The 17,348-nt window shown below is 33.8% G+C and carries 15 protein-coding genes and 1 other annotated feature (1 of these 16 cut by a window edge); of the genes, 3 read left to right on the top strand and 12 right to left on the bottom strand.

All coding sequences use genetic code 11. From position 1 onward, the window contains the following. Positions 1-169: a binding site (T-box leader), on the bottom strand (it extends 73 nt beyond the left edge of the window). 102 nt (positions 170-271) lie between these two features. Next, positions 272-877 carry a hypothetical protein gene (locus tag ACQKP0_RS18505; protein ID WP_427407304.1) on the bottom strand — a complete coding sequence of 202 codons (606 nt, stop codon included), beginning with the start codon at positions 875-877 and terminating at the stop codon, positions 272-274. Positions 878-960: 83 nt separating this feature from the next. Between ACQKP0_RS18505 and ACQKP0_RS18500 the strand changes: the two genes are divergently transcribed. Further along, positions 961-1,818, top strand: a complete 858-nt coding sequence (locus ACQKP0_RS18500) for a hypothetical protein (RefSeq protein ID WP_427407303.1) — start codon at positions 961-963, stop codon at positions 1,816-1,818. A gap of 211 nt (positions 1,819-2,029) precedes the next feature. On the opposite strand, the gene ACQKP0_RS18495 is transcribed toward ACQKP0_RS18500, so the two are convergent. Continuing rightward, positions 2,030-3,580 carry an ABC-F family ATP-binding cassette domain-containing protein gene (locus tag ACQKP0_RS18495; RefSeq protein ID WP_427407302.1) on the bottom strand — a complete coding sequence of 517 codons (1,551 nt, stop codon included), beginning with the start codon at positions 3,578-3,580 and terminating at the stop codon, positions 2,030-2,032. 592 nt (positions 3,581-4,172) lie between these two features. On the opposite strand from ACQKP0_RS18495, the gene ACQKP0_RS18490 reads away from it, so the two are divergent. Together ACQKP0_RS18490 and ACQKP0_RS18485 are read left to right on the top strand one after the other, a co-directional pair. Continuing rightward, the gene (locus ACQKP0_RS18490; protein ID WP_427407301.1) at positions 4,173-4,493 is read left to right on the top strand and encodes a phasin family protein; all 321 of its coding nucleotides are present in this window, start codon (positions 4,173-4,175) and stop codon (positions 4,491-4,493) included. 19 nt (positions 4,494-4,512) lie between these two features. After that, on the top strand, positions 4,513-6,183 hold the full coding sequence (locus ACQKP0_RS18485; RefSeq protein ID WP_427407300.1) for an ABC1 kinase family protein: 1,671 nt from the start codon (positions 4,513-4,515) through the stop codon (positions 6,181-6,183). Between the two features lie 170 nt (positions 6,184-6,353). Here the strand turns inward: ACQKP0_RS18485 and ACQKP0_RS18480 are convergent, their stop codons facing one another. From ACQKP0_RS18480 to glgB, 10 genes are all read right to left on the bottom strand, one after another. Beyond that, a complete protein-coding gene (locus tag ACQKP0_RS18480) occupies positions 6,354-6,923 on the bottom strand; it encodes a YdcF family protein (protein ID WP_427407299.1) in 570 nt (189 codons plus the stop codon). A 104-nt stretch (positions 6,924-7,027) separates the two neighbouring features. After that, complete coding sequence (locus ACQKP0_RS18475) at positions 7,028-7,321, bottom strand: hypothetical protein (protein ID WP_427407298.1); 294 nt, start codon at positions 7,319-7,321, stop codon at positions 7,028-7,030. Positions 7,322-7,368: 47 nt separating this feature from the next. Then, positions 7,369-8,775, bottom strand: a complete 1,407-nt coding sequence (locus ACQKP0_RS18470) for a radical SAM protein (protein WP_427407297.1) — start codon at positions 8,773-8,775, stop codon at positions 7,369-7,371. Beyond that, a complete protein-coding gene (locus ACQKP0_RS18465; protein WP_427407296.1) occupies positions 8,765-9,532 on the bottom strand; it encodes a prolipoprotein diacylglyceryl transferase in 768 nt (255 codons plus the stop codon). The genes ACQKP0_RS18470 and ACQKP0_RS18465 overlap by 11 nt, the downstream gene beginning before the upstream one ends. A 179-nt stretch (positions 9,533-9,711) precedes the next feature. Continuing rightward, positions 9,712-10,458, bottom strand: a complete 747-nt coding sequence (locus ACQKP0_RS18460) for a YqcI/YcgG family protein (protein ID WP_427407295.1) — start codon at positions 10,456-10,458, stop codon at positions 9,712-9,714. Positions 10,459-10,534: 76 nt separating this feature from the next. After that, on the bottom strand, positions 10,535-11,290 hold the full coding sequence (locus ACQKP0_RS18455) for an exodeoxyribonuclease III (protein ID WP_427407336.1): 756 nt from the start codon (positions 11,288-11,290) through the stop codon (positions 10,535-10,537). Between the two features lie 269 nt (positions 11,291-11,559). Then, a complete protein-coding gene (gene glgA / locus ACQKP0_RS18450; RefSeq protein WP_427407294.1) occupies positions 11,560-13,017 on the bottom strand; it encodes a glycogen synthase GlgA in 1,458 nt (485 codons plus the stop codon). Between the two features lie 13 nt (positions 13,018-13,030). Next, positions 13,031-14,137, bottom strand: coding sequence for a glucose-1-phosphate adenylyltransferase subunit GlgD (glgD, locus tag ACQKP0_RS18445; RefSeq protein ID WP_427407293.1), 1,107 nt, complete (start codon positions 14,135-14,137; stop codon positions 13,031-13,033). Positions 14,138-14,163: 26 nt separating this feature from the next. Then, on the bottom strand, positions 14,164-15,312 hold the full coding sequence (locus ACQKP0_RS18440; RefSeq protein WP_427407292.1) for a glucose-1-phosphate adenylyltransferase: 1,149 nt from the start codon (positions 15,310-15,312) through the stop codon (positions 14,164-14,166). Then, positions 15,302-17,248, bottom strand: coding sequence for a 1,4-alpha-glucan branching protein GlgB (gene glgB / locus ACQKP0_RS18435; RefSeq protein WP_427407335.1), 1,947 nt, complete (start codon positions 17,246-17,248; stop codon positions 15,302-15,304). The genes ACQKP0_RS18440 and glgB overlap by 11 nt, the downstream gene beginning before the upstream one ends. Positions 17,249-17,348: the final 100 nt, after the last annotated feature.

Raw genomic sequence — 17,348 nt, 5'->3', positions numbered from 1 at the left:
CCATCATACGCGTTCCTTGTAACGGTGGACTTCCGTCAAGACTTACTTTACGTTCAGCCTTGCATCTCAGAGATGATTTTTCCGTTTCGGCTTCCTCGCTGGCTTCCACCATTCCCAGCTCGCTGTCAGAGTCAGATCCTCACGTACTTGTTCTCTTCATCGACTTATAAAAGAAATATTTTGATTATATTAGCATTTTTCAAATTGCGAATCAAGGGGTATTTTTAAAATTTGGTTTCGTTTGATACAACTACAAGTAATTAATATGAATCTATTTTTCATTATAACTTGCTATAAATGTTTTTTCTGCCTGATTTAATAATGAAAACATTTGAACAAAAACGTAAATCAAAATAATAGCTACAACAATAAAAATAAATAATGCAGCCTGACCACTAAAATGGAATTCCTGAGATCCGCCAATGGTACCGATTCCGAGAAAAAGAAAAAAAGCCAATTGATAAATAGCAAAAATTTTAAAGACCTTTCTTGATTTAGAAGCTAACCCCTTTGATTCAATAAGATTTGCCTCTTTTTCAATGCCTCTACATAAGTTATATACACAGTATAAGAACAAAGATACAATCGTGAGATAAAAGAGAAAAGAAAAAACCTTTCCCTCTATAGTCTGAGAATTATTAAGAACATATAATACCTCTGTATGTTTTTTCAGGAGATCTAAACTAGATAGAATAATTAAAATCAGGCTCGCTGACTTGACTCTAGAAAAGAATTCATTATCAAACTTTCTTCTTAATGTAATTGATCCCAGAAATAATAGGCCATACCCTATTACATCAGGTAAAATATTAATATTTCCAAGATTAATATTAAACAATATAAAAATAAAACCGACCAGCATCGTTCTAAATCCCATATACTTCCCCCTAAAAAGTATCGAATTTTCTTTACAATATTGGTATTATTATACTATTAAAGAGTTAGAAAGTGGTGAAGAGTTTGAAAAATAAAAATCGATTGTTACTACTTTATTCGATTATCACTGGGGTATTTATGTTATACATTGGATTTGTTTACTTTAAACAAACAACTCAAGCTACGATTATAACCAATCCCGACAATTTTCAAATAAAGGAAAATTTGCATGTATCTCAACCTAACAAGAATACATTTAACAAATTAAAAAAGTTAGGATTCCAAGATATTTCTATTTACAATATGTCAAAAGACGAAATTCAGCAATATGAACAAATAAACGGAAAAATTGTCGATAGTATAACCATTTACATGAAAATTTCTAAAAATGATTTAAAGTACTTATCAAAAGCGAATTATCAAAAATTATTAAAACAATACTCAAGTTCAACACTACCACGAAAAACGACATTAGGCCGTGTTTACTTGCATTTAGTGTACGAAGGAGAAAGGAAATTTTTAGTTGTTTCCGAGCATCAATTTGATTTTATTCCTTCTGATTTAAAACCGATGCAGATAGAATTGCAGCTAAGAAATGAATACAATATCATAAGTCAAAACGCAAAACAAGTCTGGTGGACTTCGTCTCTTTTTAATACAAATAAAATAAATACTGGAATGGATATTGAATCCCCTAATTCAACAGCTCAAGGAAATTCTGATGAATTTAATTTATTTAATGAGGGAGAAACTGGGACTTCCACTATTTATAATGTGAGCTGGAAACAATCAAATATACTGGATGAAGTTGTCGGGCTTTATTTTTACAATACTGCCGAGTTTGAGGTTCCTAAAGATTTTCTAATTACAGATGTTTACATTCAAGGACAAAATCCTCATCTATCACTACAACTATTTTATGAATTTAAGAGTAAAAAATAATATCAGAAAATATTTAAGAAATATTGATTTCAATAATCTGTTTCCCATTGTGCGGCTTGGTTTATCAATCTTCGCATTTTTTACGGTTTTCTATCAAAAGAGGAACTATAATAAATTTTTTTCGAACACTAAATTGGTTCAAAAATGTATAGAAAAAAAGCACCAGAATTATTATAAGTACTATAATTCTGGTGCTTTTTTATTATTCATATTATTCCTTCATCCATTCTTCCAAATTCCAAATATGTGTACACCAATCCTTATAAAAGTCTGGTTCATGAGAAACAAGCAGGATACTGCCTTCATATTGTTGAAGTGCATTTGATAGTACCTCTTTTGCTTGAACATCTAAATGATTAGTAGGTTCATCAAGGATGAGCCAGTTACTTTCCTCTAACATAAGTTGGCACAGTCGTACTTTCGTTTGTTCTCCCCCACTTAAAGAATTTAACGGCTGAAAAATATGATCCTTTTTTAGACCCGATCTAGCTAGAGCTTGCCGAATTTCCTTTTGAGACATTTTTGCATTCATGGACCATATATATTCCAATGGTGTTAATGTTAAAGCTGTGTTCCATTCTTGGGCAAAATATGCAGGCTTTACCTTTTGTCCGAATGCCACTGTTCCACTAAGAGGTGCGATCTCCCCGATAATCGTTTTAAGTAAAGTAGACTTACCTATCCCGTTATGGCCAATAATTGCAGCCTTCTCACCTCGTTTAAGTCGAAAGCTAATGGATGGTAGTAAAGGTGAATTATAACCGACTTCTATAGCTTTCGTTTCAACAATTACACTTGTGGGTCGTTCAGATACTTTAAAAGAATATCTTGGAAACGGAGTTTGATCAGGCTGAGTAATTCGATCCATTTTTAATAACTTTTTTTCACGTGATTTCGCTTGTTTAGAAGTTGAAACACGTGCCTTGTTTTTCTGGATATATGATTCAAGCTTTTGAATTTCTTCTTGTTGTCTACTGTATGCAATTTGTACTTGATGTTTTCGTAACTCATATGCTTCCATAAATCGTTTGTAATTCCCAATATACCTTGTTAATTGCTTATGCTCTAAATGATAAATGATATTTACTACATCATTCAAAAACTCTGTATCATGCGATATTAAGATAAAGGAGTTTTTGTAATTAATTAAGTACTCCTTCAACCATAAAATATGATTATAATCTAAATAGTTAGTTGGTTCATCTAACAGTAAAACATCCGGCTCGCTCAACAAAAGCTTAGCCAGCAGCAATTTAGTACTCTGACCACCACTTAACTCTGAAACATCCCTTTCCATTCCGAGAGCATGAATCCCTAATCCAAAAGCAATATCCTCAATTTTCGACTCAATGGAATAAAAATCATTAATATCTAACTGATCTTGTATTTGTGAATACCTATTTAATAATTTTTGTAATTCATCAGAATTGCTTGTTGACATTGCTTCAGTTAAGCGAATCATCTCATTTTCTAAGTCATATAAATGTTGAAATGCACTTTTCAAATAATCTAATATGGTAACTCCTTCCACCAATTCGATATGCTGTTCTAAAAACCCAATCTGTACATTTGGATGCCAGCTAATCGTACCGCTATCTGGAAGTAATCTCCCTGATAAAATCTGCAAAAGAGTAGTTTTGCCAGCTCCGTTTGGCCCGACTAAACCTACCCTCTCCATATTTAATAAACGAAAATTAATTTCTTTAAAAATTAATTTATCTCCAAAATAGTGAGTTAAATTTTCTGATTGTACAATACTCATAATTATTATCCCTCCAAAAGTTCTGATTAATAGAACCAATCGCAAAACAAGGAGGACAGTTTATACAATATTAAGAAAAAACTTTTCAATATTGAAATTTGACTTTTTTATACACTGGACTCTGTTAAGGTATATTGTCGAAATCTTACCTGCTGTTTAATTCAAATGTGATACCTGTTGACAATTCCCATGCAGGCATTTAAAAAACTACAAAATCAATTAACAGATCCATATAAAAAAGGTAGGGAAATACAGCCCCTACCTTTCACATGCTTTAAGGAAACATTCCAAAAAACACGAATATTTATAGAGTATAAAGGTCTGATTGTCCGTTGTTTTACGATTGGTTTGGCTAAAAATGGGCATACTTATCCCGTCTTAAGCTAAAACCATTTGAAAAACAACGGACATACTCATCTGACCTTTACCCCTCCTTCATTAATCTTAATTAATATACCCTTTTATTATATAAAATATTTAAAATTTAGTAAAGGGGAAGTATTTTTATTTTCAGACAATAATAAATTGATTTTATAACCATTTTGTATTTAAATGGACATAATTAAATCATTAAAAAGAAAGGGTGAAAAAAATGAACGAATTAATCAAAAAGGGATTTTATCTTGGATTAGGTGCTGCACTTGCAAGTAAAGAAAAGGCGGAAAAATACGTGAGAGATTTTGTTACTAACGGTGACCTGGCTCCAGAAGAAGCAAAAAAATTACTAGTGGAGCTAGGAGAAAAAGGAAAAGAAAAGCAAGAAGAATGGAGTAAGCAATTTCAGCAAGGAGTTTCTGAATCATTTAAACAGCTAGGCTTTGTCACCGTTGAAGAATTCGAAGATACGAAACAACAATTGAACAGGCTAGAGGAAAAATTAGATGCTTTATTAAAAAATGCGAATCAAGAGTGAACAAATTAGGTGATCTTAGATGTTTATGAAGCGAATGCAGCATATTAACAGATATAGGGAAATTGTTACCGTTCTTGTTAAACATGGTTTCGGATATATCGTAAAGGAAGTAGGATTATTGCACTTGCTTTCGCTTCCGAAAAGAATGGCAGCCGATTTGCAATCAGAAGAACCAAAACCACTCGGCAGTCGGCTGCGATTGGTTATGGAGGAGCTCGGACCTACCTTTATTAAACTTGGACAATTATTAAGCATAAGAAGGGATTTGCTCCCTGAACAGCTAATATTGGAACTTGAAAAACTTCAGGATAATGTCACACCGTATGATACATCTATCATCAAACAAACCATTTATGAGGAGCTCGGTGCCAGTTGTGAGGATATCTTCCAGCACTTTGACGATGACAGTCTTGCAACTGCATCGATTGGGCAAGTACATAAGGCCATTTTAAAAACTGGAGAAACGGTAGCCGTCAAAGTTCGTCGTCCAAATATTGAATCACAAATCGATAGCGACATTGAAATATTACGAGATATCACCCGCCTGATCGAAATTCGCTATGATTGGGCAAAACATTATCAAATAAGGGATATAGTTGATGAGCTGGCCCAAGCGATTAAAAGTGAAATGGATTATACTCAAGAGGGACGAAATGCCGAAAAGATTAGTAGGCAGTTTGAAGAAGACGACAATATTCTTATTCCGGAAGTATTCTGGGAATATTCAACAAAAAAGGTGTTGACTACTAAATATTTCGAAGGAACAAAATATGCCTATCTCAATTCAGAAACAACCAATGAATTCAATAATAAAGTATTGGCTGAACGACTTGTGCACTCTTTTCTCAATCAAGTGTTAATTTCCGGGGTCTACCATGGTGACCCTCACCCAGGAAACCTTCTCTTCTTGCCTGGTAACAAAATAGTTTATATCGATTTTGGTCAGATTGGTATTTTAAGTCCGGATATGAAGAAAAATTTCGCTTCACTCATTATTGGTTTAATGAAGAAAGACACGGATATTCTAATCCGTACAGTTAGTCGAATGGCTATAACTTCAGTAGAAATTAATGAAGATAGGCTAAGGCTGGATCTAGATAATTTACGTGATAAATATTACAACATTCCTTTAAGTAAGATAAATATCGGTGAAGCAATCACAGACTTATTCAATACAACACAAAAACACCGAATTATTATCCCAAAAGACTACACAATGCTTGGAAAAGCACTAATTACAATTGAAGGCATTGTAAAAAATCTCGATTCGGAATTAAGTTTAATTCATCTAGCAGAACCTTTTGGTCAAAAACTGCTGTTTGATCGTATTCATCCCTTACATGCACTTTCAAAAGCCTGGGATGAGTTAATAGACTTTACGAATATCACGTTCCGTTTGCCCAAGTTACTAAGAAAAACATTGATCAAAGTCAACAAAGGGCAAGTTCGTTTTGAAATGGAACTCCCGCAAATTGATAAATTACTTTTAAAGCTTGATCGTGTAGGGAACCGTATATCATTTAGCATTACGCTACTTGCCTTTAGCATTATTATTGCAGGGTTAATTATCGGGCAGACGTTTAGTAACCGCTTTTTATTTCACTTCCCCACTGTTGGATTCGGTATTGGTATTGCGATTCTTATGTTTGTTTGGCTTATCTACTCGATTTTTCGTTCGGGTAGATTTTGAAAAATGCCTGTCCTCTTCCGTTTTTTTGGATGGTGTCAGGCACCTTCCATGGACAAACAAGATATTTTTCCACCCCACATGGACACTAGCTTTTTATTTACATCATTTTCCACAAGTGTCCGTCTGGGATGGAAAAAAACATCAAATGTCCACGGAAGGTGTCAGGCACTTTATTTCCCTGTGATCACCCATTTTAATATCGCCAAAAATTCCCTGGCAAATAATTTGGGTTTAACGACTTTAGGAGTTTCAGCTGCAAGAGGATATGCTTTTATGTCTTGAGCTTTTGCTAATTGTATCGCACGATAAAGGTGAAAATCATTACTTACGAATACTGCTTCATTTATTGAATATAGCTTTTTAGCAAATTTAATATTTTCGTATGTATTAACAGATTTTTCTTCTAAAAAAATGCGTTTTTCCGCAATACCATTTTCAATTAAATAACGTTTAGCAGCCTCAGCCTCGGTAATATCTTCATCTGGACCTTGTCCGCCAGTTACAATAACCTTCGTATTTTCATTTTGATTTAAATATTGTAAACCTACTTTAGCCCGTTCAAAAAACGCTTTTGACATTTTCTCTCCATTTACTTTTGCCCCCAGAATTACTAGATAAGGTATATTTTTCGGTGGCTGTTCTTTAGCAACATGCTTCATATGATAGAAGGTGAAACTTACCCAACCAACACCAAGAAGTAATAAAACACATAGAATTGATAAAACGATTCTTTTTTTCATGGGATCCCCTTTCAAGCAGGATTCAGTTATAGATTAAGATACAATACTTTAGACGAGGATCCCTGCAAAAAGTTTCACTCTAAGTAGAAAAGCTGAAGTTTCATTTATACTCCCATCAAATGGAATAACACAAATCCGAAACAAGCAGTAATTAATAAAAGGATAACACCACCGAATATTAGAAGTCCGATTCCTGTATACCTCTTATCTTTTGCAAAAAAATATATGATAGCGATAATGTGTAAAATGGGTGCAAGAAAAGCGACCTGTACCAACCCTTGAAAAGTAAGTAAAGAGGGGATGAAATAGAGTAGAAATCCGATACCGATCCCCAACCATATATTACCTTCATTGTTTACATCTGAGTTCTTTTTTTCGCTCTTATCTTGGTTATCCAATTATATTATCCCTCGTTTCATACTAATATATTTTTCTATTAAATGAACTATCTGCCCGCTAATATCTCTTCCCTAATCTTCATTAACTCTTGTTCTTTTTCATCTCTATAAAACAAATTATACGTATCAAATGGAATAATCCGACCATCTGGATGGGCGATGTGTACACACGATTTTTTCACAGAGCGAACATCAAAATTATGTGCATCCTGAAACTGCATAATAATTACTCGAAATACATTATCATAGCCGATTTCACTTGGAATGTTTACTTTTGGAAGACAGCATAATAAATCTTTCAATGACAATGCAGACGAACTTGGTGAATGATTTAGCGAAAAGAGATTAAAGATCATATTCCGAATGTTTTCATCCTGCTCAAAAACAATCGTATTTCTCTCTCCTTCTAATAAAATGTTGTGATCAATCATACCGGTTAATGGAGTACCTAGACCATCCTTCTTAAATGCATAACCCATCGCCAAAGAATCTGGATGACAAGGAACTGGTACCATATCTTTTTCACCAAACACACCTGATTGGTCAATAATCATTTGTCTTACTTCACTTAAAGTTAACCGATCCGTTTCAGGATTAAAATCTTCTAGTCTACCTGCACTCTGAATAGGTTGGAATGTCACACCCCGAACACATTTTTGTTCCAGCCCGTATTGGATAATTTTCCCTATCTCATTGTCGTTCAATCCTTTTTTCAATGTGACAACAAGGGTGGTAGATATATTGTATTCATTTAAATGATCAATTGCTTTTTGACGGACCTTTGTTAGATCTACACCACGCAATTCTTTTAATGTTTCCCCTTCAAAACTATCAAATTGCAAATAGATTTCAAATCCAGGTAAATAGGTTGCTAGTCGTTTGACAAATTCTTTATCATTTGCGATTTTTAGGCCATTTGTGTTGACCATAATATGTTTTACAGGGCTCTGCTTTACCATGTCTAAAATTTCAAAAAACTGAGGATGAATTGTTGGTTCACCTCCGCTGATTTGAATAATATCTGGTTCCTTCTCATTATCAACAATGGCATTTAACATAAGCTCAATTTGTTCTAATGAACGGAACGTCCCTTTTTGCGGAGAAGACTCTGCATAACAAATGGGGCATTTTAAATTACATCTTTCTGTAATTTCCAGCAATGTCAGACAGCTATGTTGTTCATGGTCAGGACATAAGCCACAATCATAAGGACATCCGTATTTAATTGGCGTATTCCATCTATGGGGCATCTCAGAAGGTTTAATAAAATCACGGCACCATTTGTAATAGTTGATATCTGTAGAAATCAATACCTTTTCTCTTCCATGTTTCATGCATGTTTTTACCATATATACATTCTCGTTTTCAAAAATAATCTTCGCTTCTACTTTTCTTAAGCATTTAGAACAAATACTAATGGTTAAATCATAATAAGTATATGGTCTATTCGGCATGAAGCTGTCCCTCCCTATTTACAATTCTTGAATATTCTTTTCCTTTTTTTTTCATCAAAAAGACATAGTAAATAATTCCTACAATACTTGCCAATTGTATATTATTTAAATGAAGATAAGGGTGTGGTGTCGGCTTTATAAAATCTATGAACAACCTGAAAGTTAAATAACTCAGCATAAATAATTGAAACAAATAGCCCTCCCATAAAATCATTTTTCTTTTCTTAATGATCATGAGGAATACAATTAATAAAAATAAAAATACGATTTCATAAAGCTGAGTTGGATGTCTTTGAATACCATCTCCAAAATCAATTCCCGTAATCCATGTAGTTTCAATTCCATATGTATGATCATCGAGTCCTGTAAGAAAGCAACCTATTCTTCCAATCATCATCCCGACAGCTAAAGGAAGAACAAAATCATCACCAGTGGATCTCGTCCAACCAATCCACTTTTTTGCTAATTCGACACCCACTAATCCGCCTAATAATCCTCCAACAATTGTTTTACCTTCCATCATATATTGAATGTTATTCCAATGATTGATGGTTTTTACTGGATCCTCAAACCAATAAACCATTTTCGAACCAATAGCCGCGCCAAAAATAGCACCTACAACGACCCACATCGCTTTTTCCATTGGGATTCTTTCTTTATTCCTTGTATGTAAATAGACTCTGAACCCAATGAAATAAGCTAAAGCCTCAAATAATAAATGAGGATGAATCCCAAATATATAAATAGGAAACTCCATATTTTACCTCCATTTAAAACTTCAATTTATCAACGGCTGGTTATTTATAATTATGTTTTAAACTCCCTATCCATACGGTTATAGTAAAAATAGATATCTTATGTTCATTCTACAAATTTTGTTAAATTTCCTTCATTTAAATAAAAAACACCATCCCATCAAAGGTCAGGTGTAGATAATCAGGAATCATTTTTATTTTTCATATGATGTTTAAATGGGCAGCTGGCTATAGTTGAATCGTCGTCTCGTAAAAAGTATTGCTTCCATTCATGGTTGTCACTTTGACCGTACCATTTCAAATCTGGATGAGGCGGAACTAAATCATATTCAGAAAGCCTTTCACGAATACGTTCTTTCATTTTTTCAGCTCTTTCAGAAATAGAGCTATATTTTTCCAAAACCCATCTAGGTGTAATAGCTAACATAAAATACGGAAAATAACGGCTTTTTCTTTGTACATGTGCAGGTGTTGCACAATAAAAAAAATATCTTTCGTTATTAAAGCAAAATTCCCATGTATGATGTGCAGGAGTCGAAGAAATTTGATCAGGCCATTCCGCTTCATCAAGCAATGCCAATTGATTTAATAGATTCCAAAACAGCTGTTCATATTCTTGGATTGAAAAGGAATCTTTTAAATCACTAGGAGTTTCAAAAAATATGACTAAAGCGGAATAATCTCCCGTTTCCCTCGAAATACTTCCATACGTTTTTAACAAAGCTGCAAGTTCTAAAGCAGTGTCTGGAATTCTTGGATCCTTTATAAAGCCAAACCGCATATGATTCAAAACATACCCTTGAAAAGCAGGGATACAAGGGAATTTAAACTCCTTATTCATTATCTTTTTATCAAACGCCTCCATTGCATCTCTTTGCCAAGATGAAAGCGGCTCTTCTAACACATTTTTATCGAACAATTTATCCATATAGGCTAACCTCCTTATTTTACATTATTAAAATAAGGAGGTTGTGGTGACTGTCCTGTTATTTATCTACTTAAAACTAAGATTGCAATTCAAGAACAACAGGACAGTGATCACTGCCTAAAATATGTGAGTGAATCTGTGAATCTTTTAATACATCTTTTAATCGATTAGATAAAATAAAATAATCAATTCTCCACCCAATATTTCTTTCTCTTACTTTATTCATATACGACCACCAAGTGTAGGAACCTTCTTTGTCAGGGTGTAAATAACGAAAGGAATCGATAAAACCTGATTCCAACAGATGGGTCATTTTTCCCCTCTCTTCATCAGTAAACCCTGAATTTCCTTTGTTTGGCTTCGGATTTTTTAAATCGATTTCATGATGAGCAACATTCAAGTCACCACATAGGATCACTGGTTTCGTTTGATCTAATTCTATCAAATAATCACGAATTTTATCTTCCCAAGCTAATCGAAAACTTAATCTGGCTAGATCCCGTTGAGAATTTGGAGTATACACATTTACTAAATAAAATGTTTCAAATTCTAAAGTTAAAATTCTTCCTTCCGGTTCCTCGTTTTCATTACCTAATCCGTATTTTACTGATAGCGGTTTATTTTTAGTAAAAACCGCTGTCCCTGAATAACCTTTCTTCACAGCGTAATTCCAATATTGATGATACCCTTCTAACTCTAAATCTATTTGCCCATCCTGACATTTGGTTTCTTGAATACAAAAAATATCTGCATCCATTTCATTAAAATATGTTAAAAAACCTTTATTTACACATGCTCTAATTCCATTCACATTCCAAGAAACTAACTTCATCAATCGAAAATATCTCCTTACTTTTCATTTTTTTATCTATTAAGCTTTGTTAAACAATGCTGTTATTTCTAATAAACCCTGTATGGTATATGTTCAGCTAGTTTTACTCCAAAGAAAACGCTTCACACATACCATACAGGTGATCTTATCAACAATAAGCATTAACAAAGCCATCTTTTAAACTATTATACCATTCCAACCTCACTTCAATTAATAAAAAAACATGCACAGTTTCTGCTAACTGCACATGATTTTTATTCATTATATTATTATACACCAATAGGTTCCGGTTTCTTTTGTTCTGATATTAAAGATTTGTATATTTTTTTATACTCTTTCGAGGAGGATTGCCAGCTAAAATCAAGACTCATTGCTCTCTCAACTAATCTCTTCCATTTATTTGGCTGAAATCTAAAAAACCATACTGCTCGTTCTAACGTGTAAAGCATATCATGTGCGTTATAATTAGTGAAAGAAAAACCATATCCTTCATCCGTAAACTCATTATAAGGCTGCACTGTGTCTTTTAGTCCCCCTGTTTCTCTTACAATTGGCAATGTACCGTATTTTAGAGAAAGAAGCTGACCAATTCCACACGGTTCAAACTTTGAAGGCATAAGAAATATATCTGATCCTGCATAAATTTTTCTGGCTAATTTTTCATCAAAATAAGTGTGAACGGAAACTTGATGTGGATATTGGCAAGCCAACTCCTTTAATGCTCGTTCATATTTTTCTTCTCCCGTCCCCAAAATAATAAGCTGTCCGTTTAATCTTAACATTTCTTGAATAACATGGAGGATTAGGTCTATTCCTTTTTGCTCTACTAATCTAGTAACCATGGAAATGACAGGTATATTTACGTCAACAGGAAGAATTAATTCCTCCTGAAGTTGAAGTTTATTAAGTATTTTCCCATCATAAGAATCATATGGAGTATATATATATTGATCGTTTAACGGGTTATATAAATTTGTATCAATTCCATTAATAATACCATGTAGGGAGTTTTTCCTTTTCCGTAAAAATCCATCTAATTTCTCTCCATAGTAAGCATTTTGAATTTCAATAGAGTATGTAGGACTAACTGTTGTTAAAATATCAGAATAGGCCAGCCCCGCTTTCATATAACTTACATTTCCATAAAACTCAAGCCCATCCATTTGGAAATATAATTCACTTAAATCCAATAGATCATACAAAACGGTTTTAGGATATACACCTTGGTACTTTAAATTATGAATGGTAAAAACAGTCTTCATATCTTGATAAAACGGATGAGTTTTATAATGTGCTTTTAATAAAACACTCACTGGTCCTGTTTGCCAATCATGACAATGAAGGACATCAGGGCGATCATCAAGGTATGGAAGCACCTCTAGAACCGCACTTGAAAAAAAGGCAAAGCGTTCTCCATCATCAAAAAAACCATAGCTGCCATGTCGTTTAAAATAATATTCATTATCAAGAAAATAAAATTGAATATGATTAAATTCAAGTCTTTCAATTCCACAATATTGATGGCGCCAGCCAACAGGCACCTCAATACTTTGCATAAGTGTCAATTTCTCTTTAACGGAAAAAGGAAGATCTCCATATTTAGGGAGAATTACACTAACTTTTACTCCTTGGTCCTTTAATGCAAAAGGCAAAGCGCCGATCACATCTCCTAAGCCACCAGTTTTAACAAAAGGAGCACATTCTGATGCAACAAATAATACGTTCATGAAAGAGCCTCCATTAGATAATTTCCGCCTTTTTAATCACTTTCGGATGTAGGTCGCCTATTAGCACCTTCCCTTTTGTGATTTTCACTTGTTTATCTGCAATAATGTTTTCAACATGTGCACCTGCTTCAATCATTCCTTTTTGCATAATAATACTGTCTTTCACAACAGCACCTTTTTGAACTTTTACCCCTCGAAAGATAATGCTATTTTCAACAATTCCTTGAATATCACATCCATTTGCAATTAAAGAATTAGATACTTTCGATGAAGAAGAATATTTTGCCGGAGCTTCATGTTTCACTTTTGTGAAAATATCCCATTTATCATAAAAAAAAGAACGTACCATATTCTGATCAAGAAATTCCATATTACTTGTATAATAACTATCAATCGAATTAATAAACGGCATGTTACCTGTAAAATGATATCCCTTTATATTCAGTCGATTTAAATTTGCTTTTATAGCATCTTTAAGTAAATCAAATTCTTCATTTTCCACACATGTATGGATCAATTCCATCAATATAAATTTATCTATCACAAATATTTCTAGACATACAGGTTCACCAGATTTTGGTGCTGTATACAGTTCAATATCTGTTACATTATTTTCAATATTTAAAGTACATTTATGATATAGCGGTTTTTCCACTGTTTTTCCTTGATATTCTTTATAAATGACAGTAACATCTGCACGATTTTTTTTGTGCTGTGATAGAACTTCATCAAAGTCAATTTTACAAACGAGGTGTCCGGGTGCAATGATAACCGTGTCCGCGGAAGACCGACTAAAAATCTCAAAATGATCATAAAACTGTTCAAGGTCACCCTTTATTTTTTTGTCTTGGTGTATGGGAGGTAAAACAAATAGACCTCCATTCCGACGATCGAGATCCCATTCCTTACCAGAACCTAAATGGTCCATAATGGATCTGTATTTTTCTTTAGTAAAAACAGCTACTTGTGTTACTTGGGAGTGAATAAAGTTAGACAACATAAAATCTATCATTCTATATCGTCCAGCAAAAGGTACGGATGCCAGACACCGATGATAAGTTAATTGTTTCAAAAATTGCTTTTCATTGATAAGATTTATAACTCCCAATACGTTTGTCATCTAATCGTCCCCTTGTCGTTTTGTGTTTAAAATATAAAAGAACTTATTTTCTGGTTTTCTCCAATTACCGTTATTTTACTCGACTGATCAGAGGATCCGATCTCCGAATCATCTTCAATAACTGTATTGCTGGCAATGATCGATCTTCTAATCGTCACATTCTTCCCGATTTTCACATTAGGCATAATGACTGAATCTTGTATTGTCGTTCCTATCCCAACTTGGACATTATAAGATAAGACAGATTGATAAACTTTTCCGTAGATGCTACAGCCTTCATTGATTAATGATTGATTGATTTCCGCTTCTGAAGAAATATACTGTGGAGGATGATTCGCATTCCCAGCATATATATTCCAATACGGATCAGCTAATTGAAGTAAAGGTACATCTTCTATTAAATCCATATGTGCCTCCCATAGGCTTTCAATCGTTCCAACATCTTTCCAATACCCACTAAATCTGTATGCGTAAAGATGATTATGATTTGCCAGCATTTTTGGAATAATATCTTTTCCAAAATCATTTGAAGAAGCGATGTCTTGTTCATCCTCAATTAAAAACTGTTTTAATATTTTCCAATTAAATAAATATACACCCATAGATGCGAGATTGTTTTTGGGATTCTTTGGTTTTTCCTCAAATTCTATGATTTTCATTTCATCATCAGTATTCATAATTCCAAAACGATGGGCTTCTTCCCAAGGTACTTCTACCACTGAGATAGTAGCTTCGGCCCCTTTTTCTATATGATATTGAAGCAATTGACTATAATCCATTTTGTAAATATGATCTCCAGATATGATGAGAACATTTTCAGGATTAAATTGATCAATGTATTGTATATTTTGATAGATCGCATTAGCTGTTCCTCTATACCACTCTCCCCCATCTTTTCCTTTGTAAGGAGGCAATACAGAAACACCACCAAAGTTTCGGTCTAAGTCCCATGCTCTCCCTATTCCAACATATGAATTTAAAAGATGGGGTTGATATTGTGTTAAGACTCCTACTGTATCAATGCCTGAATGGGTACAATTACTAAGTGTAAAATCTATGATTCTATATTTCCCTCCGAACGGTACAGCAGGTTTCGCTAATCCATTTGTTAATTCTCCAAGCCTTGTACCTTGACCTCCTGCTAATAACATAGCTATCCATTTTTTAGACCCCATTCTCCGCTACTTCCTTCCGTCTTTTTTTCGTTTGTTTCTTAAAAATAGCTATTCCAAGTGGAGGAACCGTTATTTTCATACTGTATGGTTGCTTATGAAAAGAAATTTTTTCGACTAAGATGGAATCGTTATTACACTGTCCTGAACCACCAAATTGGACTTTATCACTATTAAATACTTCTAAATATTTCCCTATTGCCGGAACACCTATGCGATATTGAAAATATGTATTGGCGGAAAAATTACAAACCACAATACAGTAATCACCTTTGCGTTTTCCCTTTCTAATAAACGATATGACACATTGCTCATTACTATTCGGATCAATCCACTCAAATCCGGATTCATCATGGTCAAGTCTCCATAAACAATTAGTATTTTTATAAAACTGATTCAATTCTTTGAAATATTTATGAAACTGTGAATGAGATTCAAAGCTAAACAGATTCCAATCTAATTCGGATAGATCCTTCCATTCATCAAATTGACCAAATTCACTCCCCATAAACATTAGTTTTTTACCCGGATGTGTAAAGTAATAGCCAAAAAGCAATCTTAAATTTGCAAACTTCTGCCAATAATCACCAGGCATTTTATTGAGTAATGAACGCTTTCCATAAACCATTTCATCATGAGAAAATGGCAATAGAAAATTTTCCGAGAAAGCATAAAAAAAAGAGAAGGTAAGTAAATGATGGTTGTTTGGTCTTTCATCTAAATTAAGTTGCATATACCGTAGAACATCATTCACCCATCCCATATTCCATTTATAATTAAAACCTAATCCTCCCCAAGTTGTAGGTTTACTTACAAGTGGCCATGCTGTAGCTTCTTCTGCCATCATTAGAACACCAGGATATTTATTGAAAATGTGAACATTTAAGTCTTTCAAAAATTGGATGGCTTCCAGGTTTTCTTCGCCGCCATCAATATTTTTTAATGTGACAGGCATTGAATGATCGTGATTTAAGTAAATCAATGATGATACTGCATCTATTCGAAAACCGTCAACATGATATATATCCATCCAAAACATAACATTTGAAAAAAGAAAACTTCTGACTTCCGGCTTTTCATAATCAAAATTATATGTACCCCAATTTGGACGTTCAGCTTTCAGAGGATCGATAGGTTCGAACAATGGTGTACCATCAAATCTCCCTAGTCCATGGGCATCTTTGCAAAAATGAACCGGAACCCAATCTAAAATGACTCCAATCCCTGCTTGATGACAGCAATCTACAAAGTACATAAAATCTTCTGGAGTACCGTATCGGCTTGTCATTGAATAGTATCCTGTAATTTGATATCCCCATGATCGATCATATGGATGTTCCATTATAGGCATTAATTCAATATGGGTATAGCCACAATCTAGAACATATTCGATTAAATGATCTGCTAGTTCAAGAAATGTATAGAAACCACCATCCCCTTTTTTTCTCCATGATCCGATATGTACTTCATAAATTGACATTGGTCGATGATATAAATCATTCTTTGACCTCTTTCTCATCCATTTTTGGTCATTCCATTTATATTTATTTAAATCGTAAATTTTTGATGCAGTATTTGGTCGAACCTCTGAATAAAATGCATATGGGTCTGCTTTTAACACAAGTTCGTTACTTGGAGATAGTATTTCATATTTATATATTTCACTTTCCTTAAGATTAGGAATAAATAAAGTCCATATTCCTGACCGTTCCACACGCTCCATCCTGAATTCGGAGCCATTCCATTGATTAAAGTCTCCAACAACTGACACCCTTCTAGCATTTGGTGCCCAAACGCTGAACCTTGTTCCTTCTATTCCTTCTTGTGAAATAATATGTGCGCCAAGCATTTTGTAGCTCTCAAACAGGGTGCCTTCATGAAACAAATATAAATCATATTCACTAGGAAACAGATGAATGTCTTTATGAGTAAGAAGTATATCTTCCAATCGAATTCCCCCAATGGTTTGTTGTTTTTTAGCTTTTTAGCATTAAAGAGTTACTAATAACATTCGATGCAAAAAATGCGTATCCTTCGAT

Source organism: Heyndrickxia sp. NPDC080065, from assembly GCF_050281185.1.
GTDB lineage: Bacteria > Bacillota > Bacilli > Bacillales > Bacillaceae_C > Heyndrickxia.
Note: the sequence above shows the minus strand (reverse complement) of the source record. Positions and strands in the feature narration are given on the sequence as shown.

Coding starts and splice junctions, on each gene's coding strand:
- ACQKP0_RS18460 (WP_427407295.1), bottom strand. CDS start 10,458: ATGGATAAATTGTTCGATAAAAATGTGTTAGAAGAGCCGCTTTCATCT.
- ACQKP0_RS18480 (WP_427407299.1), bottom strand. CDS start 6,923: ATGAAAAAAAGAATCGTTTTATCAATTCTATGTGTTTTATTACTTCTT.
- ACQKP0_RS18495 (WP_427407302.1), bottom strand. CDS start 3,580: ATGAGTATTGTACAATCAGAAAATTTAACTCACTATTTTGGAGATAAA.
- ACQKP0_RS18470 (WP_427407297.1), bottom strand. CDS start 8,775: ATGCCGAATAGACCATATACTTATTATGATTTAACCATTAGTATTTGT.
- ACQKP0_RS18505 (WP_427407304.1), bottom strand. CDS start 877: ATGGGATTTAGAACGATGCTGGTCGGTTTTATTTTTATATTGTTTAAT.
- glgD (WP_427407293.1), bottom strand. CDS start 14,137: ATGACAAACGTATTGGGAGTTATAAATCTTATCAATGAAAAGCAATTT.
- ACQKP0_RS18465 (WP_427407296.1), bottom strand. CDS start 9,532: ATGGAGTTTCCTATTTATATATTTGGGATTCATCCTCATTTATTATTT.
- ACQKP0_RS18490 (WP_427407301.1), top strand. CDS start 4,173: ATGAACGAATTAATCAAAAAGGGATTTTATCTTGGATTAGGTGCTGCA.
- ACQKP0_RS18440 (WP_427407292.1), bottom strand. CDS start 15,312: ATGGGGTCTAAAAAATGGATAGCTATGTTATTAGCAGGAGGTCAAGGT.
- ACQKP0_RS18485 (WP_427407300.1), top strand. CDS start 4,513: ATGTTTATGAAGCGAATGCAGCATATTAACAGATATAGGGAAATTGTT.
- ACQKP0_RS18455 (WP_427407336.1), bottom strand. CDS start 11,290: ATGAAGTTAGTTTCTTGGAATGTGAATGGAATTAGAGCATGTGTAAAT.
- glgA (WP_427407294.1), bottom strand. CDS start 13,017: ATGAACGTATTATTTGTTGCATCAGAATGTGCTCCTTTTGTTAAAACT.